Source organism: Chryseobacterium sp. Y16C (assembly GCF_022488405.1).
Classification (GTDB): Bacteria; Bacteroidota; Bacteroidia; order Flavobacteriales; family Weeksellaceae; genus Chryseobacterium; species Chryseobacterium geocarposphaerae.
Window position 1 is genome coordinate 1,963,147 of the sequence record NZ_CP092711.1, and the last position, 23,604, is coordinate 1,986,750.

Below are 23,604 nucleotides of genomic sequence, written 5' to 3' on the forward strand. Positions count from 1 at the left end.
AGTCTTTAATTCTATACACCATTTCTACAAAAAAACCTAGTGTATTAACTCTATAGGATTGTTATATATTTTTTGTTTTTCGATCATTTTTTTGCGCATAGTTTGAATCACATTCGGATCTTGAAATGTAAAATCTCTATACTTATAATCTACATCAAATTTATTTTTAAAGACTAATTCCCAAAATTTTTCTTTTGTTGTTTTTGAATAATCATTTTGAATGTTAAAATTTACTAATGTGTTCTTTTCCTTTTTAATATAGTATGCATTAAAATGATAATAGTTTTTTGAATCATATAATTCAAGAATTAAACCTGGTAATCCATTGAATTTATATGGACCAAAAGGTAGTGGATATTCTTCTGTAAACCAAGCAATCCATTTTCTACCAAACATTTTTGCAGTTGCTTTTCGACATTTTAAATTTAAAATTTCTTTTGTTTCTTGTTCGATCTTCCACTGTATTTTATAGTTCGTAGAATAATATATATTGGCACCCAAGTTTGGTTGAAAGTGACTTAACACCTTGTCTTTCGAATTATAAATTATATAATAGTCATTTTCTGTACCGTATTTAATAGCTATAGCTGCTTGATCTTGATTTGGTTGTTTTGATAATGAATCTTTAAAATATTTTGCTATAGATTCATACATACTTTTTTCTTTATTAGCAAAAAGAATAAAATTTTCCTTATTTACTTTTTCCGATGTTGAATCTATTTTATAAGTTAATTTATAAGAAATTGAAATATCAACTTTTTCTTGAGAAAATGAAAGAATATTAAACAAAACTAAAATAAATGTTACTACTTTACTTTTCATATAAATAAAATTCGATTAAAAAAAATTCAATTTCATCCAAAAATGAAATTGAATTTCAAAAATAAGTTAATTCCTTACTATTTCAAAATCTTTTGGACTACCAGATGTATTACAGAAAGCTTCTTCTAGACCAGCGGCTGCCGTTTGGAGTTCAGCATCAGTATATTCTTTTTCAGTTACGCAATATACATTCTTACAAGAAAGTTGAAAAGTAATTGTATGAGTTTTTAGAGTTTGAACATCACTATAACAATTCTCACTTGATGTATAAGTAACATTAGCACTTGCAAACCCTACAGTTAGGAAAGACAAAGTTAAAAATAACTTTTTCATAATATAATATTTTTTGTTTAACATTACAAAAATACCAAACACATTTATAAAAAATAGTAAAACCTATTGCTTTTTTTATTGCGCAATTTGCAAATATTTATGCATTTTTTATAACTTTGCAATATATCACAAAACAATGATTAAAGAAAAATTGAAAAATGCACGCATTGCCAAAGGATTAACACAAAAGGAAACAGCTAAAGCAATACACAGGACAACAACCAACTATTGTCGTAAAGAAAACGGAGAAATAAAAATATCTAAAATCGAATGGAAAAAGCTTGCTGCATTTTTAGAAGTTTCAGAAGATGATATTTTCCAAGAAAATGAACAAAAAGTAGTAATTAATGTTGAAAATCAAACTACAGGAGAAAATTTTGGCAACTACAATTATTACAGCAATGTAAACGAAGAAATGCTCGCTCATATTTTGGATTACATAAAGATTCTGAAAAAAGAGAATGACGAGCTAAAGGAAAATTGGAGCAAAAATAATTTTACTCCAATTTCCTCAGTTTAACTTCTTTTTTAAGATACGATCTGTAATCTTCTGCAAACATCCCGATATAGGTTCCTTTTTCAAGATCTCTGTTGACCCCGGTTTTCCCTAAAAGTACAGATCCGCTCTCAATTTTATTTCCGGAAGCAATTCCTACCTGTCCCCACAATGTAACCTCATCACCGATTACACAGCATCCTGCAATTCCTACCTGTGAAGCGATCAGACATTTTTTACCAATAATTGTATCGTGACCGATCTGAATCTGGTTATCTAAAACAGAACCTTCACCAATAATCGTAGAATCTGTAACTCCTCTGTCAATCGTACAGCCGTTTCCGATCTCAACATTATTTTCGATGACAACATTTCCTACGGAAATCAAGCGGTCGAAATTTCCATTTAATTTTCTGTAATAGAAGGCATCACCACCTAAAACGGTATTGGACTGAATGACAACATTATCACCAATAACGGTTCTATCACCGATCACAACATTTGGGAAAATAAGGGTATTCTTTCCGATCTTCACATTGTTTCCGATCATTGCAGAATGGTGAATATGTGTCCCTTCTCCAATTTCGGCATCATGAAGCTCTTCCCTGAAATTATATATTCTCGTAAAATGGGTATTAATCTTATTGAAATCTCTGAAAGGATCTTCAGAGATTAAGAGAGCCTTCCCTTCCGGGCAGTCTACTTCTTTATCAATTAAAATAATTGTTGCCGGAGAATTTAAAGCTTTATCGTAATATTTAGGATGGTTTACAAAAACTATTTCTCCCGGTTTCACCATATGAATCTCATTAGTTCCTAGTACTTCAAAGTCTTCTGAACCAACAAATTTTGAACCGATAAGATCCGCAATAGTTTTCAGTTTTTGTGGAGAATGAAATCTCATAACAATTGATTTTCTTATAAAACAAAATTCGGAATGCAAAGGCAAACCGAATTGATGTAAATTTTATTTAAAATTATTCTTTTACTCTTTCAAGGTAAGAACCATCTTCAGTGCTTACTTTGATTTTGTCTCCAGGTTCAATGAACAAAGGAACCATTACTCTTGCTCCGGTTTCAACGATAGCATTTTTAAGGGCATTTGTTGCTGTGTTTCCTTTTACTCCCGGATCTGCTTCTACAACTTCTAAATAAACAGACTGTGGTAATTCAGCAGAAAGCGGAGTTTCATCAGCTTCTTTCAGGATGATTGTAACTTCTTCACCTGCTTTCATCAGGTTTGAATTTTCAATCATTTCTTTATTTAAATATAATTGAGAGAAGTCATCATTATTCATGAAGTGGAATCCATTCTCATCATCGTAAAGATACTGATATTTTCTTGTGATCACTTTTACCTCATCGATTTTGTGTCCTGCAGAGAAAGTGTTATCAATTACTTTTCCGTTTGTTACAGATTTTAATTTTGTTCTTACGAAAGCAGGTCCTTTTCCTGGTTTTACGTGAAGGAACTCGATTACTTTATAAATATCATTACTGTACTCAATGCACAGACCTTTTCTGATATCGTTACTTGTTGCCATTAATGTATATTATCTTTTTGTTTTTATATTTAGTTTTCCTTTCCTGTTCCGTATCCTTTCACGATACCTCTAGGTGAGTTTTGAATGAACTGAAGAATCTCGTCTCTTTCAGCAGTAGGAAGCATTTCTTTTTCAATATGAGTGATTGCCTGAGAAACATTCATCTTCATTTGGAAGATCGCTCTGTAAATCTTTTGAATTTCGAAGATTTTTTCATTGGTAAATCCTCTTCTTCTTAAACCTACCGAGTTAATTCCGGCATAAGACATCGGTTCTCTTGCTACTTTTACGTAAGGGGGAATATCTTTTCTCACCAAAGTACCACCGGAAATCATTACATGTTTTCCAATTTTACCAAACTGGTGTACAGCTGATAGACCTCCCATGACCGTATAATCACCAATTTCAACATGGCCTGCAATACCACAACCGTTTACAATGATAACATGATCTCCGATTACACAATCATGAGCAATGTGAGATGTAGCCATAATCAGACAATTTTTTCCGATCTTAGTATGTCCTAAAGCTTTTGTACCTCTATTGACTGTTACACACTCTCTGATCGTAGTATCATCACCTATAATAACCTGTGTATCTTCACCATCGAATTTTAAATCCTGAGGGATTGCAGAAATTACAGTCCCAGGAAAAATCCTACAGTTTTTACCAATTCTTGCTCCATCCATGATGGTAACATTGGGCCCAATCCAGGTTCCTTCTCCTATTTCCACATCTCCCGCAATGGTAGTAAAGGGTTCTACGATTACATTTTTGCTGATTTTCGCACGTTTATCTACGGCTGCTAATTGATGGATCATTTAATCAACTTTATTTTTTGCAACTTGGGCCATTAGTTCTGCTTCTACCGCTACTGTATCTCCAACATAACCGTAACCTTGCATATGTACAATACCTCTTCTGATAGGTTCAATTAATTCAATCTTGAAAATAAGGGTATCTCCAGGAATTACTTTTCTCTTGAATTTTACTTTATCAATTTTAATGAAATAAGTAGAATAGTTTTCAGGATCCGGAACACTTGCCAGTACAAGAATTCCACCTGTCTGCGCTAAAGCTTCTACCTGAAGAACTCCCGGCATTACGGGCTCTTTCGGGAAATGTCCAACGAAGAAAGGTTCATTCATTGTCACATTTTTAAGACCTACAACGTGAGAGTCTGAAAGCTCAAGAACTTTATCAATCAATAAGAACGGTGGTCTGTGAGGCATCAATCTCATAATTCCGTTGATATCAAAAACAGGCTCTTTTGTTAAATCAAAATCAGGAACGTTTTTCTTTTTCTGTAATTTCCACTGGCGGTTCAGTTTTTTTGCAAACTGAGTATTTACGTAATGTCCTGGCTTATTAGCAATTACTTTACCCTTTATTTTCACACCAGCCAAAGCCAAATCTCCGATTACATCAAGTAACTTATGTCTTGCGGCTTCGTTTGGATAGTTTAGATTTAAATTATCAAGAATTCCGTTAGGTCTTATAGAAACATTGTCTTTCCCAAAAGCTTTCTTTAATTTTTCTGTAGTTTCAGGAGTAAGATCTTTATCTACATATACAATGGCATTAGAAATATCTCCACCTTTGATCAAACCGTGATCTAAAAGCATTTCTAATTCGTGTAAGAAGCTAAATGTTCTTGCTGATGAAATTTCTTCTTTAAACTCAGAAATATTTTTTAGTGTAGCATTTTGAGTTCCCAAAACTTTGGTCCCAAAATCTACCATAGTAGTCACTTCGTAAGTATCTGAAGGAATGATTGTGATTTCTGATCCTGTTGCCGGATCGCTGTAGGTAAGAACTTCTTTTACAACAAGGTATTCTCTCGCAGTATTTTGTTCTACCACTCCAACACTTTCGATGGCTTCAACAAAATACTTCGACGATCCGTCTAAAATAGGAGGTTCAGAAGCATCCATTTCCAAAATGGCATTATCGATATCACAACCTACTAAAGCCGCTAAAAGATGCTCACAGGTATTGATCTTTACTCCTAATTTTTCTAATGTTGTTCCTCTTTCTGTCGCTACTACATAATTCACATCAGCTTCCACCTGAGGATGTCCTTCCAAGTCTGTTCTTACAAATACAAAACCTGTGTTTTCTTTTGCAGGTTTGATGGTTAGTTTTACTTCTTTACCCGTATGAAGTCCGATTCCGGAAAGTGTCACTTCTTGCTGAAGTGTTTTTTGCATATCACTCATTAGTTTTATCTTTTGAGTTATTCTCAAGATTGTTTATTCTGTTTACAATTTCAGGTAAATTTCTGAAATGTACATAACTCCTTAAATAGTCGTTATAGCTGATTGCCGGCGAACCATAAATAGTTTCCTTATCATTCACACTGGAGTTTACTCCGCTCTGCGCCTGAATTTTTACCTGATTTCCTATTTTAATATGCCCTACAACACCAACCTGACCTCCAATCTGGTTCCAGTCGCCAATGATTGTAGATCCTGCAATTCCGGCCTGTGCCGCAATCACATTGTTTTGTCCGATTTTTACGTTGTGTGCAATTTGAATCAGGTTATCGATTTTAGTTCCTTTCCCGATTATAGTAGAACCAATCGTAGCTCTGTCTATACTACAGTTTGAACCAATCTCAACATCATCTTCAATGATGACATTTCCTAGTTGGGGAATTTTTTTGAAACCTTCCGAAGTCGGCTGGAAACCAAATCCGTCACCTCCAATTACGGTATTGGAATGAACAATGCAGTTATCACCAATGATACAATAATCGTAGATTCTCGCTCCACTGTCAATTTTGCAGTTTTTACCGATTTTTACCCCTTTTCCTATGTAGACATGAGGATAAATCTGAGTTCCTTCTCCAATTTTTGCCTTTTCAGATACATAAGTAAAAGCACCAATATATACCTTGTCTCCGACTATAGCAGTATCATGAATTGAAGAACCATCTTCAATCCCTTGCTTTTTACCTTGCATTTCCTGGTACAGATTCATTAAAACCTGAAAAGAAAGGTAAGCATCCTTTACCGCAATCACAGTAGGATTATATATATCTTTTGATAAAAGTTTTTCTGAAACGATGATAACGGAGCATTTGGTCGTATCCAAATAATGGGAAAATCTATCTTGTGCTATAAAAGAAAGATGTCCTGTTTCCCCTCCTTCAATAGGTGAAACTCCAGTAATAAGTGCATTCTCATCACCTATTATTTTCCCGTCAATAAAACTTGCAATTTGCGAAGCTGTAAATTCCATATTCTGCAAAGATAAGAAATTCTGTAATTCGCAAACATTTTTTAATTTTCGGATTGTGAATTTTAATATTCTTTAAGAAATTATGTGCTAAATATCTCTTGGAAACATAAGAATATATCGGGTGGTCTTATTAGTAATTAATCCCGATAGAAGCTGGTCTTCCGATTCTTCAAGCCTTATCTTTTTTCCATTTTTCTGCAATAGAAAGATCGGCTGTTTTTGAGTATCGTAAGGCAATAGTTTTCGTTTAATTTCATGCACCAATTCATTTCCGTTATCGATTCCGAAAAATTCATTGGTATTTTTTACTTTTTCTTCAATAAACTCTGCTTCAAATGCGTGTGACGAAATAATGGTCTTGGGCAGGTTTCTCTGGATTACACATTTGCACCAGTATGACAGAATAAAATCATCAGCCGACTGCCAGTTTTTCATCGCCTGAATAACATCGTTATCGTCTAACTGTGTAAACCTTTCCACGTCTTCGTCTGTAGCAGAATTTTTACCTCTATGTAAAAAATATCTCAGATTTTCAGTTGCCGGAAGATCAACACCTTGTGAAACCAGATATTTTGCTCGTTCCAAAATTTTCACCAAAAGAAATTCAGCCAACGCCGAAGTTTTATGGTAGTAAACTTGCCAATACATAAACATCCTGGCGGTAAGAAAATTCTCGATAGAATAAATACCTTTTGCATCGATTACCAATTCACCTTCTTCACAGACATTCATCATGGAAATAATTCGTTGTGTATTAATATTCCCCTCCGAAACTCCTGTAAAAAAGCTGTCTCTGTTCAGATAATCCAAACGATCGACGTCCAATTGTGAAGAGATAAGCTGATTAAAGAATTTTCTATGATATTTCCCTTGAAACATTTCAATAGCAACAGATAGTTTACCTTCAAACTCATCATTCAGTTTGTTCATCAAAAGCAGTGAAAGGTTTTCGTGATGCCAATCATCCATCAACATACTTTCTAAGGCATGGGAAAACGGACCATGTCCTATATCGTGCATTAAAATCGCCAACATAGCGCCTTTTTCTTCGTCCTCAGAAATCTTCACACCTTTTTGTTTCAGTGTTTCCAGTGCTGTAAACATCAGATGCATTGCCCCTATCGCATGATGAAATCTTGTATGGGTAGCCCCGGGAAAAATCAAATTTAAAAGACCGGTCTGTCCTATTCTTCTCAATCGCTGGAAGTAAGGATGCTCAATAATGTCAAATAATATTTCGTGTGGAATTTTGATAAAACCGTGAACAGGATCGTTGATAATTTTTAGCTTATTCTGCATTGATGTCGATATTGTAACAAAGTTAGGGAAAATTTAACTTTAGCTTTTATTTAAATTTCATTAATCTTAAAACCTTATTTCTATCTTTTGCTCCTTCAGTACAGTTGCTATCGGAGTGGATGATTCTATCCTATAAGTAATACAGAAAGAAAAGACGAAGTCCTCGAAAGAGTGCTTGACTATGTAAAAACAGGGAATTAATAAACAATATTTTGATTTAACTAATATTTAACTATTAAAAGCACTATTTTTATTGTTTGAAAAGAAATTTGGTCGAAATTTTGATACAATAACCATGAAAAATAAATATTATGTCGGAAAAGATATTATGGATAGATGATGAAATAGATTTACTAAAACCTCATATCGTATTCTTAGAAAAAAAAGGGTATCAGGTAACCCCTGTTAATAATGTAAATGAAGCCTTGGAATTGATGGATTCCGAAAAATTTGCACTGACCCTTATTGATGAAAATATGCCCGGAATTTCCGGACTTGAAGCCATTCCTATGATTAAAGAAAAAGATAATTCTTTAAAAATTGTAATGGTTACGAAAAGTGAAGAAGAGCACATCATGGAAGAAGCCATAGGTTCTCAGATTGCGGATTACATATTAAAGCCTGTAAATCCCAACCAGATTTTGCTTTCTCTTAAAAAGAATCTTCAGGAAGATAATTTGGTTGAACAGAAAACCATTTTACAATATCAGCAGGAATTCAGAAACCTTTCTATGGAGCTTTCTTATCTGAGAACATACCAGGATTGGGCAGAATATTACAAGAAAATCGTGAACTGGGAACTTAAATTTGATAAGGTTGCCGATAATGAATTTGCTGATCTGCTTCAGTCTCAAAAGGAAGAAGCCAATATTCAGTTTGCAAAGTTTATAGAAAACAATTACGAAGACTGGTTGAACGGTTCTGAAAAACCTATGATGAGCCATACTTTATTTAAAGATAAAATAAAACCTGAAGTAGAAAAAGAAAAAGTTCTTTTGCTGATGGTAGACAATCTGAGATATGACCAGTGGAAAGTGATTGAACCTTTATTCACCAAACATTATAATAAGGTTTCGGAGGATTATTATTACAGTATCCTTCCTACCGCAACCCAATATGCCAGAAATTCATTTTTTGCAGGTTTAATGCCTTCTGAAATAGAAAAACGTTTTCCGGATAAATGGTTTAACGATAATGAAGAAGGCAACAAAAACGAATTTGAACGCGATTTCTTAGAAGATCAAATGAAAAGAATTGGTTTAGCTTCTAAATCAATGAAGTATTTGAAAGTTCTTAATGCAGATTTTGAAAGAAAAATCTATGATGATTTTAATCAGCATAAAAATAATGACCTTTTAGTGATTGTTTATAACTTTATTGATATTCTTTCTCACGCAAAAACTGACAATCATATTGTAGATCAGCTGATCAGAGACGATAAAACTTTCCGTTCCCTCACCTTAAACTGGTTTGAAAATTCATCTTTATTAAAAATAATTAAGGTTGCCGCCGAAAATGGTTTCAAGCTGGTGATTACTACTGACCACGGAACGGTGTATGTGAAAAAACCAAGCCGTGTAGTGGGTGACAGAGAAACTTCTACAAATATCCGTTATAAAACAGGAAAAAGTTTAACATATGACAGCAGTGATGTCTGGGCAATTTCAAATCCGGAAAAGCTATTCCTTCCTAAAGGAAATTTGAGTTCGAAATATATTTTTGCAAAGAACAATATCTTCTTAGCCTATCCAAAAAACTATAATCACTTTGTAAATTATTATAAAGAAACATATCAGCACGGAGGAATTTCATTGGAAGAATGTATCATTCCAATCAGTATTTTAGAGCCTAAATAATCTTTTGAATCAAATACACCATTAAAAATATAAAAATGAAAAAATCAATTTTAATTTTACCTTTATTGGCAACGTTATCACTTGTTTCTTGTAAAAAAGAAGGCAGTAAGAGTTCAGAAACTTCATCAGATTCTACAACGGTAATCAATTCAGATTCTATAAAGACAAATACTTCAGACCTGTCTGCAGCTACCCCAACAGATTCTGCTGCTGTAAATAAAAATCCTATTATAAAGGCAAAATCTACTGATGCTGGCGGAAAAAGTATTGATATGACCTTTGATAATAATAAAAATACAGCAACCATTGTCTATGAAGGAGAAACTATTGAATTGAAAGGGCAGCCAACCGGTTCAGGAATTTATTATAAAAATGATCATTGGGAGTTAAGAGGTAAAGGACCGGAAAACGAACTTTCGAAAGACGGAAAAGTAGTTTTTAAAGGAATTAAATAAAATTAAATGTCGGCTTTGAGCTGACATTTGTTTTTTAGACCTGCTTTTGATATATTTCAAATATGAAATTAATTACTTATAACGTAAACGGAATACGTGCCGCCTTTACCAAAGATTTTTTAGGATGGCTGAAAACTGCTGATCCTGATATTATCTGCATTCAGGAAAGTAAGGCAGGTAATGACCAGATAGATATTGAAAGCCTTGAAAAGTTAGGATATCACAGTTATTGGCATTCTGCGATAAGAAAAGGCTACAGCGGGGTTGGAATCGCGTCAAAGATAAAACCTAATCACGTAGAATTTGGCTGCGGAATCGAAAGTTATGATAATGAAGGGAGAATCATAAGAGCTGATTTTGATGGCTACTCTGCTATTTCAGTCTATGTACCTTCTGCGTCCAATATTGAACGACTGGATTTTAAAATGCAGTTTTGCCGCGATTTTTTAGATTATATTAAAGATTTAAAACAAACAATCCCTAATCTAATTATTTCGGGTGATTTTAATATCTGTCACGAAGCCATTGACATTCACGATCCTGTACGTCTAAAAAACGTTTCCGGCTTCCTTCCTATGGAAAGGGAATGGATGAGTGATTTTATCAATGAATGTGAACTTATAGACAGTTTCAGGTTTTTCAATCAGGATCCGGACAATTATACATGGTGGAGCTACAGACAAAATTCGAGAGAAAAAAATAAAGGATGGAGACTTGATTATAATTTTACAAGCCACACATTAAAGGATCAACTTACAAGAGCGGTTATTTTAAAAGAAGCGGTACATTCTGATCACTGTCCTGCTTTGGTAGAATTAAATGTTTAAAAAATATATTCTAACCTAATTGATTTCTGAAAATCATAAAAATAAAAAGCCAACTGTATTCAGTTGGCTTTTACCTTTTAAAATCATAAGTTAATCGACAATTTCATATTCAACCGGAATAGTACCATGATTAGTATTTCCGATCTCATCGAACGCGGCTTTAGACATATCTAATGCTCTTGATGAATGGTAAGGTCCTCTATCATTTACTCTCACTATTACTGACTTACCGTTGTCCAAATTGGTCACTTTAATATTAGTTCCAAATGGAAGCGTTCTGTTTGCCGCTGTGAACTTTGAATTATCAAATACTTCACCGCTGGCTGTTTTTCTACCATTAAACTTATCGTGGTAGTACGATGCATAACTTGTTCTTTTCGCATCTGTGGTATTGCTCGTAAAAGAGAAAATACCAAAGGTTGAAATCATCATTATGATTACGAGAATGAATCTTTTCATCATTTTGAATATTTTGGGGTTTATGACGGAGCAAAAGTAACAGGATTATCTATACAGACCTATTCAAATTGTTAAAAAACGTTAATGAAAAATTAATAAAATGTTAATTAAGCCTATAACTCCCTATTTTTAGGGACTTTAGATCATAGTGTTAAAAAATGTTAAAAAAAAGAGTAAAAAGTTAATTTAATTAACTCGCTACAGCATAATTCATTCTACACAATGCAACAAATCCTTTAATAATCAACAATTTAAAGTATTAAAATCTTTATTATAATTAATAAAAAAAACCAATGAAACAATCATTGGTCTATTTGTATTAAATATTCTATACCAGTTCTCCGTACAGATCAAACTCTTCGGCTGAGGTAATTCTTACATTGGCAAATTCCCCGATAGAGATATAAGTATCTTCAGCGGACACCAAAACAGTATTATCTACATCCGGAGAATCATATTCTGTTCTTCCGATAAAATAGTTTCCTTCTTTTCTGTCAAAAACACATTTGAAGGTCTTTCCGATTTTCTCCTGATTCTTTTCCCAAGAAATCTGTGATTGAAGTTCCATAATCTCCTCTACTCTGGCTTCTTTTACCTCCTGTGGAATATCATCTTCCAAAACATAAGCTGTAGTATTTTCTTCATGTGAATAAGTAAAGCATCCTAATCTATCAAACTTTTGTTCTTTTACCCAGTCTTTTAGCTCCTGAAATCTTTCTTCAGTTTCTCCAGGATACCCTACAATAAGCGTAGTTCTGATTGCCATATCCGGAACTTTCTCTCTGAACTTAGCCAATAAGGCATCCGTTTTTTCATGAGTCGTGCCTCTTTTCATGGATTTAAGAAGATCGGAATTAATGTGCTGCAAAGGAATATCAATATAGTTGCAAACTTTAGGCTCTTCTCTGATAATATCTAATACATCCTCCGGAAATCCACTTGGGAACGCATAATGTAATCTGATCCATTCGATTCCTTCAACCTTTACCAATTCTTTCAGAAGGTCACCCAATGCTCTTTTTTTATAGATATCTAATCCGTAGTAAGTAAGATCCTGAGCAATAAGGATTAATTCTTTTGTTCCTTTTTTGGCAAGTTTAGCCGCTTCATTCACCAATTTTTCGATCGGAGTGGAAACATGACCTCCTCTCATTAACGGGATAGCACAAAACGAACAAGGTCTGTCGCAACCTTCGGATATTTTAAGGTAAGCATAATGTTTGGGAGTAGTTGTTAATCTCTCTCCGACTAACTCATGCTTATAATCTGCCCCTAAATGTTTCAAAAGAACCGGAAGATCTCTGGTTCCAAAATATTGATCTACATCGGGAATTTCCTTAATTAAATCCGGTTTATATCTTTCAGAAAGACATCCGGTAACAAAAACCTTTTCAACCTCTCCTCTGTTCTTTGCATCCACATAGTCTAAAATAGTATTGATAGATTCTTCCTTGGCATTATCAATAAATCCACAGGTATTGATCACCACGATATCTCCTCTGTCTTCATGAACTACTTCTTTACCATTGGCTTTCAGTTGGCTCATTAAAACTTCAGAATCGTACACGTTTTTAGAGCATCCCAGTGTGACTACATTAATTTTCTTCTTACCTACAGATTTTGTTCGCATCTTTCTATTTTTCAGGGTGCAAAGATACAAATATTAAAAATGATATTTAAAAAATAAAACCACCTTTAAAAAGTGGTTTTAATATTCTGTTTATTTTCTTTAATCTTATAATTCCAATTACAAAATCAATAAGCTTGTTCGTCTCCCCTCACTATATTATATAAGGTAAGAAAAATGATCTTTATGTCAAGGAAAAAAGACCAATTCTGAATATACCAGATGTCTTTTTCAATACGCTTCTCCATATCTTTATGTGAAAATATCTCCCCTCTGGAACCCATTACCTGCGCCCAACCCGTAATTCCAGGTTTTACAATATGTCGGGTCATATACTTTTTAGTAATCTTTGAATACATTTCGGTTTGAGATAACATATGCGGTCTTGGACCAACAATAGACATATCACCTAGAAAAACATTAATAAACTGAGGCAATTCGTCTATACTCGTTTTTCTCATAAATGCCCCAAATTTTGTTACTCTTGCATCATTCTTTGTGGTTGTTATAAAATCAGCTTTTGCATTTGTAGTCATGCTTCTGAATTTAATACATTCGAATGGTTCATTATTCAATCCTGATCTTTTTTGTCTAAAAAACACAGATTCATTACTCTCTAATTTTATAATTAGTGCAATAACAGGTATAAGCCAGGATAGGATGAATACAATTACAAAAAGTGAAAATACAATATCAAATGTTCTTTTTAATATTTGTTTTTTCGGATTTGCCAATGGCTCCCTTATAAGTTTCAGAAATGGAATCTCATGAACGATATCATAATAATGGGGCACAAGATTGACGTATTTAAAATCCGGAGCCATATAAATTCTTACCATTTTATGCTCAGCCACCTCAACGATTTGTTTATATAGACCGACGTCAATTTTATTATCACAAAAAATAATATTATTTATTTTGGAATTTTCCAAATCTTCAAATAATTTATCTATTCTGCCTAAGTATTTATTTTTAGTTTCCGTATCTCCTGATGTATAAGTTCCTCTTATTCCCATAGACCTTCTCAAATCATCATTTGACAACAATGATGTCGCCAGCTTATTCTCACCAACAAGTACGGTATTGAAAGAATAAAATTTTCGTCCAATTTTAATCCTGTTCTTTTTTCGATACAGAAAAAGTACGAATCGGGTAAGCGTCATGAAAAAGCCTATAATCAAAAAATAGAACACAACATATCTATAATTGATTTTTACAGGCAGAATAAGACTAAAATAAATGGCAGAAAACACAGCTAACAAAATAAAAGATTTTGTTAGAGCATTAAAATGTAATGAAGATTCTTTTATTGCAAGGCATTTATAAGGTTTAGTCATCGACGTGATAACAAACCAAGAAATATTAAGAAGAATGAACTGAGTAATATATCCCTGAGCAAAATCTTTATCCAAGTTAAAAAAATATAACTTTCCCAGAATCAAAAAAAGATTGATAATAATATAATCCCCAATAAGAAAAATTTTGGGTAAATGTTTAAAAAAATAAACTAACATAATCCGGTAATGATTCTTCTAAATTTTTAAAGTTGCTGCATATTCAACGTAAATTAAAAATTGGGTTATTAATTCTTATTCTGTTTTCGAATATATTAAAAATTTTTCAAAGAAAACATAGACTGAACTTTATCTTTTTCTGAAAGTATAATATCTTCTAAGGGTAACTGCCAATCAATATTTAAATCTGCATCATTCCAAAGAACACCGCCTTCAGAAGCTTTATCATAATAATTATCGCATTTATAAGAAAATATGGCTGTTTCGCTCAAAACAGAAAATCCGTGCCCAAATCCTCTGGGAACATATAATTGTAATTTATTTTCTGCCGTTAATTCGATTGAAAACCATTTTCCAAAAGTTGGCGAATCTGCACGTAAATCAACTGCCACATCAAGAACTTTCCCTTCCAAACAAGAAACCAGTTTTGCCTGAGCCTTAGCTCCTTTCTGTAAATGCAGCCCCCTAAGAACTCCATAACTAGATTTTGAAATATTATCCTGAACAAAATGTCCGTTCATCCCGGTAAGTTCCTTAAATGTTTGTTCATTGAATTTTTCGTAAAAATAACCTCTGTCGTCTTCAAAAACAGTAGGTTCTATAATATAGCAGTCTTTAAGTGGTGTAGATTTTATTTTCATAAATATTGAAAATTTTTATTTATTGATTCTATTCAGTTTTGGAACAGTTACAAATATAAATCTTAACATTCTATAAATAAAATTTCATTTTATTACTTTTATAATAAATTATTAAATAGAAATTTTTATCATTTTGTATCTGAGATTATATTTTTTCTTCCATTAAATTACATTCTGCTAAATAAGACTTAAATTTCATTTTAAATACTTCCACACTAAATTTTCGGGAATGTTCTCTGATTAGAATTGGATTGAAATTGAATATTTTATTTTCAAATTTCTTTACAGCTTCTTCTATTTCCTGCACATTTTGAGAATAAAATAAAACACCTGTTTTATTTTCTAAAACTGTTTCTAAAGTTCCTCCTCGTCCATATGCTATTACAGGAGTGCCACAAGCTTGTGCTTCAACCGGAGCAATTCCAAAATCTTCTAAAGATGAAAAAACAAAAGCTTTTGCATTGCTTATATAATGATTAATTTCATTCGAGTTTAAAAATCCTTTAAAAATAATATTCTCATTACCTTTTGATAATTTTTCAAGTTTTGATTTTTCTGATCCATCACCGATAATAATTAATTTTTTATTAAGATTGATAAAAGCCTTAATTAATAAATCAAACCTTTTATATTGTACCAACCGTCCTACCGTTACATAATAATCTGAATCCTGTATTTTTGTAGTCCGTAAATTAAAATGATCAACAGCAACAGGAGGATAGATTACCACTGACTTTCTATTATAATGTTCTTCAATCCAATCCTGAACATATTTAGAATTAGCAATTATATAATCAGGGTTCTGAGCCGTCCGTTTATCAAAAGACTGAAGATATTTTCTCAATGGCAGAAAAATCACTCCCAAAATACCTTTAAAATAATTATCATATTCATCCCAAATATATTTAAAGTTTCGGGCTTGTATATAGCTAATATGTTTCTCATTATTAATCCTAAAGCCTTTAGATAAGCACCAGGAAGAGCTTATTATCCAATCAACAGGAAGATTTGTAAATTGTTTGTTAAATAATTTACTCACAATAGGAAAAAATGGTAGTGCATAACGAAAATTTTTACCCAAAAGTTTTAAAAGCCGACTTGTTAAAACTTCCGGGGCTTTACCATTAAACATTTTTAGCTTGTCCACATCACTCATTATGTCTGCATAGGCAAAGTAATAATCAAAATCAATGAAATCATCCATTGAAGTTACAACCCGTTCGGCCCCACCATATTTATCCAGCCAGTCATGGATTAAAGCTATTTTCATTGAATAAATACTTTATTTAAAATTATTTGAAACGGTCAAATAATAAACTGTTTTAGGAGTCATACTTGGTATCTTGAGTGCTATCATATTTTTCCCAATACTAATTTTCTGTTTCTGGATCAAAATCATACTTTCCAACACAGATTCATTAGTATTGGGTACCTCATAAACTTTCAATTCCAAAGTTTTGCCGTTTTTATAGAACTGAAATAAATTTTTCAGATTAATTTTCGTATTGATAACCTTATTACCACTATTATTATTAATTATTACATATTGACCTTTATTATCATAAGAGGCAAATGCAGAAACATATTCATAATTGGAAATATATTTCACTCTGTTTTTAATACTTTGGCCGTATAGCTTATAAGCCCACCAAACAGATCTGGGATTTCCGTTTTTATCTAATAGTCCATTCATTGAATTATTACAATTAAAAACGCCATTACTTTCTGCCCAACACCCTTTACATGCACCATCTATACCGTTATTTTCCAGATATCTAAAAACTTCCAGTATTTCCGATCCTGAAAATTGTGAATATTGATTAATAATTTCACCTAAAACGATTTTCTTAATTCCCACTTTAGGATATTTAGGCAAAATTACTTCTTTTAATTTCTTAACATCTTTTGCAAAATTTTTCAGATAATCCTGATCCCTCCATTCGTGCCAGGATAAAACATCAACTCTTATATTATTTTTATTACAAAAATTCAAAAATCCTTCTATTTCTTTTTCATCATAACGGTCAAAAGAAGGTCCTGTAATCAGAGCTTTATCTCCTCCAGGTAAAGATCTAATGATGTCATGAGCCTTTTTAAAAATCTGATAGTATTCGTCCGTATCGAAATCACCAAAACCTTCCTGATGAAAAGGTTCATTCCAAATATCATAGATGACTGTATTTTTGAATTTCTGATACTCGGCAGTTACTATATTCTTTAACCTATCTGTGTATAAAGGATGAGACCATTCCTTATTATTTTTTTTTCCAGGATATGCATAAATATCCGACAAAACCAAAATGGGAGTAATATTAAAACTTCTCAGATAATTGATATCAGAAATAGATTTGTACGACCAACCTATCCTCCAATACTTTGGTTGTAATGCCATGATATTATTCTGAAGTGCTCTGATATCATCATAGTGTAGGAAACCAGACATTGATTTTACATGCAAGCTTTTTTTATTGAAATCAATATCGACACTTACCGAGTCTTTTATTCTTTGACTGTTCATCATACAAAAGATAAAAACAGAAATGATCGTAAAAATCATTCTCCGTTTTTTGCAGCTCGTGTTTAATTTCATTTATTAATTTAGTATTAGATTATTTTTTCAGCCCTACTTTATGCAAAAAAGCAAATTTTAATATGGAAGTTAATAATATCCATCTTTTATAAAGCTTCATAATGAATGGCCTATCACTTCTATTCAATAAGCTTCCCAACTGAGTGACCGTATTTTCTGATCTTCTATAGAGTAAATAAGGCTGCTCTATAAATTTCACTTTGCCTGTCACTTCCGCAACTAATCCCATCCAAAGGTCAATGGCCACTTCCTCATTTTTAGGAAATGGCATAGAATGGTTTAAAACTTTTCTGTTAAAAGCCATACAAGAACCATAATAGGTACAGCAAATTATATTTTTCAGAATACCTGTTCCGGAATTGTATAAGCTGAAAAAAGAATGATTGGTAACATTCAAAAGCTCATCTGTAACCATAGAATTCGTTACCACCAAATCATTTTCCTTTAAACTTTCTAAAACAGCATTATATTTACCCGGCATCCACACATCATCCTGATCTGACAAGAAAATAATATCTCCAACTGATGCCCTCAATGCGTTCTGAAAATTTGGAGTATATCCTTTCTTTCCTTTGTTAATTACCATCTTTATTCTGCTGTCATTAATATTTCTGATAATTTCCAATGTCTTATCAGCAGACCCGTCATCGGAAACAATGATTTCATCATTTTGATCAATTTGCTGCAGTATCGAGGTAATTTGCTCCGATATAAACTTCTCCCCATTATAAGTCGCCAAGCATACACTTACTTTCATTTCTTTATTAGTTTTGTAAATGCCTCCATAAATTGATTTGCCGAGCTACCCCAACTTTTTTCTCCAAAAAAGTATACTTTCTCTATATTTCGGGACATTTCTTCCAATATATTTTTATTATTGTAAAGCTCCAATATAGCATTGTAAATAGCATCGGAACTTTTGGGCTCAATTATTAATCCTGTTTTCTTATCTTCCACCATCTCGGGAAGTCCTCCTACATTAGTTGCAATCACAGGCTTTTTAAACGCATAAGCAGACATAATCACACCGCTTTGGGTAGCATCTATATATGGGCAAACGACTACCGAAGCCTGAGAAATAAGATCTGCTAAACTTTCAGGGTAAATATACTCATTAAGGATATTTATTTGAGGATATTGTTTATAAACTTCAATATCAAAATCAAAATTTCCGCTTCCAGCAATTGTGAGTTTCATATCTATATCCGGATGAGATGAAATAATCTTTACAAAAGCATCCAGCAAAAATTTGATTCCTTTGTAAGGTGAAATTCTACCAAAAAACAAGATATTAAATTCTGGCGAAGATTGTGAATTATTATCTGTTTTACAATATCTTAAATAATCATATACGCTTAAAAAAGAGGTAAAAATAGTATTTGGATTGTATTGGTAACGTTCTATAAAGTCTTTTTTCTGATTTTCATTTAACAGTATTTTGTTATTTATAAGATTAAACTGTAACCTGCGTAAAAATCTGTCAATAACGAAATTTTCACCAGAATGTAAGAACGGATCATGCACAATGAAAAGCATTTTCTTTCGGTATCGTAATGTTGAAAAAAAATACGTAAGCATATAATTATCAATAATAATCACATCAGGATTGATTTTTCTGAGATATTGATTTATTTTATATGAAACATAAAGCTTTCTGAAAATATTTACTGTGCGTGTCCCCTTTATGACATATGTCTTATCAAGATCTATAAGCTCATGGAAACGGATGAGTTCACCAACTTCTGTCCCCTTCGAAATATTTTTTGTTAATTTATCTTTGTTTAAAAAATTATAAACCTCATGAAGCGCTTCTGTAAAAAAATATACATCATTTTTTTTCCTGAGTGCATGAATCAAAGAAATATTGGCATCTAGAGCGAATGTAGATAAGAAAGCAACTTTCATTGTAAAATTTTCCTTTTTATATCCTATTTATTTCTTTGGAGTAAGAATCTTATCTATATGCTTATTAAATATAAAGTAAGCTCTACTGATAGTAGGTTTATTCCACAAAATATTTTCATATTTTCTGATAATAAAATTATTTGCTTTATACATCTTCAAAATCCCAAATAATAACAATACAAAAGTAAAGATAATTTTTACCACCCGATTGAGTACAACATATAAATAAGGATACAGTATCCAATAGGAAACTACAAAAAGTGTAGTCATCCTGTCAATCAGAACGGAATATTCAGATAAAAACAAATAGGTTGTCGTAAATATAAAGAACAGGTTGAAGAAAATATTAAGTAATTTTTCATCTTTTATATATTCCCCTATTTTATCATACGATTTGTAAAATATTATAAAGGTTAAAAATTTTTCTAGGTATCCTATTGTAATTCCATAACCGCTACTGTATATACTACTTTTTGAATAGGCTTCTGCCATGATAGCATAAAATCCTCCAAAAAAATTCCCGATTGCAATAACTATTGGTGTAATAAATTTAATCTGTCCTAAATACAATACATTCCCCAGTATAAAAGTTCCCCAAACAAACGCAGTCGCCAACTTTTTGTGCAGAAAAAAATATAGAGGAAAATAAAAAATGGAAGAAGAATGGAAAAGCAATCCTATTCCGTTGCATATAAAATATTTAAGAGCATTCCTCTCTTTAATAAACTGTAAAGAATAGATAAAAAGAAATATCGCTTTTGAATTTCTAATCAGATTAATCTCTATGACCAAGCCTGAAAAAATCAAAAACATTATAAAACCCAATATATACTGAGGAGAATATTTCTTAAAAAAATAGTTGAGAAACAATACATCTATAAAAGAAGAAACGATTTGAAGTAAAAAATAACTTTTATTAATACTCTTAAGAAGAACCAATATGACTTTAAATCCTGGCTCCACTTTCAAAAGAAAATCTTCACCTCCGGAGAAAAAATCTGAGATTCCACGAAAGTCAGAAAGGGTAGGCGCTGTTTCATATAATGGATAATAAACAGCAAAGTCCGTATCAATATATCCTCTAAATCCAAAAAAAATAAAAAATATAAACATACCCAGGTACCTGATTATTTTTATATCTCCGTCGCTATTTCTTAATTTATTTTCCCAAAGAAAAAGAACAAAATAAATCAAAAAAAGAATAATGTATGGTATTGAGTATGTAAAACTAAAAGTAGGCTCCATGAATTATCACATTTTCAGATATTTTGTTAATTGCAAATATAAATAAATGAATAACAATCAATTTCTATAATTAATTTAAAAACTAGCATTCTTTTTTGAAAATTTATTATCTAAATATAATTTCAATCCTTCTTGATAGGCTTTCAATGCGATAAACCTCTGATGTCTAGAGTATCTAAAGTATAATATGATTAATATATATAAATAATTATATACTATAACATATGCTGCATATAAAGGATTATAGTTTTTCAAAGCGAAATAAACTAGATTTCTCCATAAGAATCTCACTGAAAAATCACTCATTTTACCGGTTGAAGTAGATTCGTTGTGATAAATAGCTGTATCTGAGATATACCACAACTTTTTTTTATGTTTGTTGAGTGCTCTATGTACAAAATCTGTATCATCATAATATACGAAATAGTTTTCGTCCATCATTCCGACATTATCAAACACCTCTTTTCTCACAAGCATAAAACAAGTAGGAGCATATGCTATTTGTTTATCTATATTAAATTGGCCATTATCCTCCTCTTCTTGTCCATATTGTATAGTAATACCATTACGTTTATTGTATCCCCCTCCAGCTGCCCAAATTTTATGTGTTCCATAAAAATATATCTTAGGTACTGCCATATCTGCATGGTGCTTATGTAACCCTTTCAGTAATTTTCCGATGGTTTCGTGCTCAAGCGCAATATCATTATTAGATAGGAGTACAAAATCACACTGGTCTTCAATAGCCTTTGTGATTCCGATATTATTACCTTTTGCCACCCCATAGTTTGCTTCATTTTTAATAATTACAGTTTCAAACTGATATTTTGAAGCTAATTTTATACTTAACGATAAAGAGCTATCCGGAGAAAGATTGTCTACGACATACAATACAAAGTTTGTATAATCCTGTTTACTTAAGGTCTCAAAAAATTCTTCAAGAACAGATTCGCTATTATATAAAACGGTTACTATACCTATTTTTTCATTCATTTATATAAGCCTTTGTTTTTCATTTCCTCAATAGATAAATCATACCTATCTTCAGGAATTTGTTGCTTATTGACCCAACCTGTAAACGCTTCTATACCTTTCTCAAAACTCCACTTTGGCTCAAATCCTAATTGTCGCTTTATTTTGGAAATATCCGCATAATTGTGCCGTATATCCCCCAATCTATAATTCCCTGAAACCAGTATGGGTACTTGTCGTTGATAAAACACCGATAACGTTTCAGCTACTGTCATCACATTTATTGCAACACCAGTTCCTACATTATAAACTTCACCATTGGCTTCTTTTTTTTCCAATCCCAAAATGGTGGCTTCTGCAACATCATCTATAAAAACAAAATCTCTTGTTTCTTTCCCATCTTCAAAGATATTAATTGAATTTCCATTTTTAATCCGGGTTGAAAAAATAGATAGTATTCCTGTATAAGGGTTCGATAAAGATTGTCCCGGCCCATACACGTTTTGAAACCGATATCCTACTGCTGCAATTCCTAAAGACTTACATACTGTTAAAACTAACTGTTCTTGATTTTGTTTGGTAATACCGTAAACAGAAGTGGGATGAACTTTACTATCTTCGGTAGTGGGAAGTATTTCAACAGTTTGGCGGCATATAGGACATTTACATAAAAAATCTCCCTTTGCCATATCCTGATCTAGCCTTTCGAACGGATATACAATCCCATGCTCTCGACATTTATATTTACCCTCTCCATATATAGCCCGGGAAGAAGCAATAATGACTTTTTTCACTTGATGAGATGTGTTCGTAAGTATATCGAGCATAAGAGCGGTTCCTCCAATATTTACATCAATATATTTTTGAATTTCATACATCGACTGCCCTGTTCCTGTTTCTGCCGCTAAATGAATGATTGCATCTTGTCCTTTTATAGCATTCATCCAATCTTCTCTTAAAGTGACAGAACCTTTGATAAATCTGACCTTATTAAGTATACTTTGATAAAGAGGTGAAGTGATTTCGGGATTATCACCATGAATTTGTGGTGACAGATTATCTAAAACCGTCACATTCCATCCTCTTTTTATAAGTTTCAACGCTATATTTGAACCTATAAAACCTGCCCCTCCAGTAATTAATATATTTTTCATCACTCAATAAAATTGCCTTTAGCATCTGTTTTTAGCCATGCCTGTTTTTCAAATGAATAACGCTTTATAGTTCTTGCTGGTGCGCCAACGATAACACAGTAATCTTCAAAATGACCAGAAATTATACTATTAGCTCCTATTGTACAATGCTTTCCAATTTTTGTTCCCTGCATTATTATAACATTATTATAAATTTTACAATTTTCCCCTATATAAACAGGCTTGGTTGTTATATTTTGTTGCTCTATTGGCAAATGAATATCATCATAAGGATGATGGATATCCGTTATAGAAACATTTGCTGCAATAGCAGTATTTTTTCCGATCTCTATAAATTCAGCACAAGTAAGATGCAAATTTTGTTGAATAGTTACTCCGTTATTAAAAATAATTTTTGGAGTAAATTGTTCAGTTTGATATTGCTTCACTCCCTCTATCCTTGCTTGCCATCCTATAGAAACATTATCTCCTATTTCTATTGATTCTGGTGTAATAAATATAGGTTTTAATATTATACAATGTTTTCCAATTTTTTGAAAAAAAAATTTATACCAAAAAATCGTTTTAAATCTATACCATTTAAAACTGATTGTTTTTATTAGTGTATATATTGATGACATTA

24 protein-coding genes are annotated in these 23,604 nt (G+C 32.2%); 4 read left to right on the plus strand and 20 right to left on the minus strand.

The window, feature by feature from the left end; translation table 11 throughout:
* Positions 1–36 precede the first annotated feature (36 nt).
* Both MKS83_RS08670 and MKS83_RS08675 read right to left on the minus strand, forming a co-directional pair.
* On the minus strand, positions 37–822 hold the full coding sequence (locus tag MKS83_RS08670) for a GLPGLI family protein (RefSeq protein ID WP_240582827.1): 786 nt from the start codon (positions 820–822) through the stop codon (positions 37–39).
* A 66-nt stretch (positions 823–888) separates the two neighbouring features.
* Complete coding sequence (locus tag MKS83_RS08675) at positions 889–1,155, minus strand: hypothetical protein (protein ID WP_240582828.1); 267 nt, start codon at positions 1,153–1,155, stop codon at positions 889–891.
* Positions 1,156–1,291: 136 nt separating this feature from the next.
* Between MKS83_RS08675 and MKS83_RS08680 the strand changes: the two genes are divergently transcribed.
* Entirely contained in the window at positions 1,292–1,675 is a 384-nt protein-coding gene (locus tag MKS83_RS08680) for a helix-turn-helix transcriptional regulator (protein WP_240582829.1), read from the plus strand.
* Here the strand turns inward: MKS83_RS08680 and MKS83_RS08685 are convergent.
* From MKS83_RS08685 to MKS83_RS08710, 6 genes are all read right to left on the minus strand, one after another.
* Positions 1,653–2,555, minus strand: a complete 903-nt coding sequence (locus tag MKS83_RS08685) for an LpxD N-terminal domain-containing protein (protein WP_240582830.1) — start codon at positions 2,553–2,555, stop codon at positions 1,653–1,655. The two genes, MKS83_RS08680 and MKS83_RS08685, sit on opposite strands and share 23 nt — an antisense overlap.
* Positions 2,556–2,628: 73 nt before the next feature.
* Positions 2,629–3,195 carry an elongation factor P gene (gene efp / locus MKS83_RS08690; RefSeq protein WP_027379799.1) on the minus strand — a complete coding sequence of 189 codons (567 nt, stop codon included), beginning with the start codon at positions 3,193–3,195 and terminating at the stop codon, positions 2,629–2,631.
* 29 nt (positions 3,196–3,224) lie between these two features.
* Positions 3,225–4,016, minus strand: coding sequence for an acyl-ACP--UDP-N-acetylglucosamine O-acyltransferase (gene lpxA / locus MKS83_RS08695; protein WP_100376469.1), 792 nt, complete (start codon positions 4,014–4,016; stop codon positions 3,225–3,227).
* The gene (locus MKS83_RS08700) at positions 4,017–5,414 is read right to left on the minus strand and encodes a bifunctional UDP-3-O-[3-hydroxymyristoyl] N-acetylglucosamine deacetylase/3-hydroxyacyl-ACP dehydratase (protein WP_100376470.1); all 1,398 of its coding nucleotides are present in this window, start codon (positions 5,412–5,414) and stop codon (positions 4,017–4,019) included.
* Complete coding sequence (gene lpxD, locus MKS83_RS08705) at positions 5,407–6,438, minus strand: UDP-3-O-(3-hydroxymyristoyl)glucosamine N-acyltransferase (protein ID WP_240582831.1); 1,032 nt, start codon at positions 6,436–6,438, stop codon at positions 5,407–5,409. Before lpxD ends, MKS83_RS08700 begins: the two co-directional genes overlap by 8 nt.
* Before the next feature lie 87 nt (positions 6,439–6,525).
* Entirely contained in the window at positions 6,526–7,737 is a 1,212-nt protein-coding gene (locus tag MKS83_RS08710; protein ID WP_240582832.1) for an HD domain-containing protein, read from the minus strand.
* Positions 7,738–8,048: 311 nt separating this feature from the next.
* Here MKS83_RS08710 and MKS83_RS08715 point away from each other — a divergent pair, with 311 nt between their 5' ends.
* From MKS83_RS08715 to MKS83_RS08725, 3 genes are all read left to right on the plus strand, one after another.
* Positions 8,049–9,593 (plus strand): bifunctional response regulator/alkaline phosphatase family protein, encoded by a 1,545-nt coding sequence (locus MKS83_RS08715; protein WP_240582833.1) that lies wholly within the window; start codon positions 8,049–8,051, stop codon positions 9,591–9,593.
* A gap of 35 nt (positions 9,594–9,628) precedes the next feature.
* Positions 9,629–10,048 carry an MliC family protein gene (locus MKS83_RS08720; protein WP_240582834.1) on the plus strand — a complete coding sequence of 140 codons (420 nt, stop codon included), beginning with the start codon at positions 9,629–9,631 and terminating at the stop codon, positions 10,046–10,048.
* Between the two features lie 62 nt (positions 10,049–10,110).
* Complete coding sequence (locus MKS83_RS08725) at positions 10,111–10,875, plus strand: exodeoxyribonuclease III (protein WP_240582835.1); 765 nt, start codon at positions 10,111–10,113, stop codon at positions 10,873–10,875.
* A gap of 90 nt (positions 10,876–10,965) precedes the next feature.
* Here the strand turns inward: MKS83_RS08725 and MKS83_RS08730 are convergent, their stop codons facing one another.
* The 12 genes from MKS83_RS08730 to MKS83_RS08785 all read right to left on the minus strand — a co-directional run bounded on the left by MKS83_RS08730 (position 10,966) and on the right by MKS83_RS08785 (position 23,602).
* Positions 10,966–11,337 carry a septal ring lytic transglycosylase RlpA family protein gene (locus tag MKS83_RS08730; protein WP_240582836.1) on the minus strand — a complete coding sequence of 124 codons (372 nt, stop codon included), beginning with the start codon at positions 11,335–11,337 and terminating at the stop codon, positions 10,966–10,968.
* Between the two features lie 325 nt (positions 11,338–11,662).
* Positions 11,663–12,964: a 30S ribosomal protein S12 methylthiotransferase RimO gene (rimO, locus tag MKS83_RS08735; protein WP_240582837.1), complete on the minus strand. Its 1,302-nt coding sequence runs from the start codon at positions 12,962–12,964 to the stop codon at positions 11,663–11,665.
* Positions 12,965–13,089: 125 nt separating this feature from the next.
* Entirely contained in the window at positions 13,090–14,475 is a 1,386-nt protein-coding gene (locus MKS83_RS08740) for an exopolysaccharide biosynthesis polyprenyl glycosylphosphotransferase (RefSeq protein WP_410679503.1), read from the minus strand.
* Positions 14,476–14,570: 95 nt separating this feature from the next.
* The gene (gene rfbC / locus MKS83_RS08745) at positions 14,571–15,116 is read right to left on the minus strand and encodes a dTDP-4-dehydrorhamnose 3,5-epimerase (protein ID WP_240582839.1); all 546 of its coding nucleotides are present in this window, start codon (positions 15,114–15,116) and stop codon (positions 14,571–14,573) included.
* Positions 15,117–15,261: 145 nt separating this feature from the next.
* Positions 15,262–16,386 (minus strand): glycosyltransferase, encoded by a 1,125-nt coding sequence (locus tag MKS83_RS08750; RefSeq protein ID WP_240582840.1) that lies wholly within the window; start codon positions 16,384–16,386, stop codon positions 15,262–15,264.
* Positions 16,387–16,398: 12 nt separating this feature from the next.
* The gene (locus MKS83_RS08755; RefSeq protein ID WP_240582841.1) at positions 16,399–17,673 is read right to left on the minus strand and encodes a GH39 family glycosyl hydrolase; all 1,275 of its coding nucleotides are present in this window, start codon (positions 17,671–17,673) and stop codon (positions 16,399–16,401) included.
* Positions 17,674–17,725: 52 nt separating this feature from the next.
* Entirely contained in the window at positions 17,726–18,463 is a 738-nt protein-coding gene (locus tag MKS83_RS08760; protein WP_240582842.1) for a glycosyltransferase, read from the minus strand.
* A complete protein-coding gene (locus tag MKS83_RS08765; RefSeq protein ID WP_240582843.1) occupies positions 18,460–19,611 on the minus strand; it encodes a glycosyltransferase family 4 protein in 1,152 nt (383 codons plus the stop codon). Before MKS83_RS08765 ends, MKS83_RS08760 begins: the two co-directional genes overlap by 4 nt.
* Before the next feature lie 27 nt (positions 19,612–19,638).
* Positions 19,639–20,724 (minus strand): EpsG family protein, encoded by a 1,086-nt coding sequence (locus tag MKS83_RS08770; RefSeq protein ID WP_240582844.1) that lies wholly within the window; start codon positions 20,722–20,724, stop codon positions 19,639–19,641.
* Between the two features lie 207 nt (positions 20,725–20,931).
* A complete protein-coding gene (locus tag MKS83_RS08775; protein ID WP_240582845.1) occupies positions 20,932–21,849 on the minus strand; it encodes a glycosyltransferase family 2 protein in 918 nt (305 codons plus the stop codon).
* Entirely contained in the window at positions 21,846–22,982 is a 1,137-nt protein-coding gene (locus tag MKS83_RS08780) for an NAD-dependent epimerase/dehydratase family protein (RefSeq protein ID WP_240582846.1), read from the minus strand. Before MKS83_RS08780 ends, MKS83_RS08775 begins: the two co-directional genes overlap by 4 nt.
* Positions 22,982–23,602: an acyltransferase gene (locus MKS83_RS08785; RefSeq protein WP_240582847.1), complete on the minus strand. Its 621-nt coding sequence runs from the start codon at positions 23,600–23,602 to the stop codon at positions 22,982–22,984. The genes MKS83_RS08780 and MKS83_RS08785 overlap by 1 nt, the downstream gene beginning before the upstream one ends.
* Positions 23,603–23,604 lie beyond the last annotated feature (2 nt).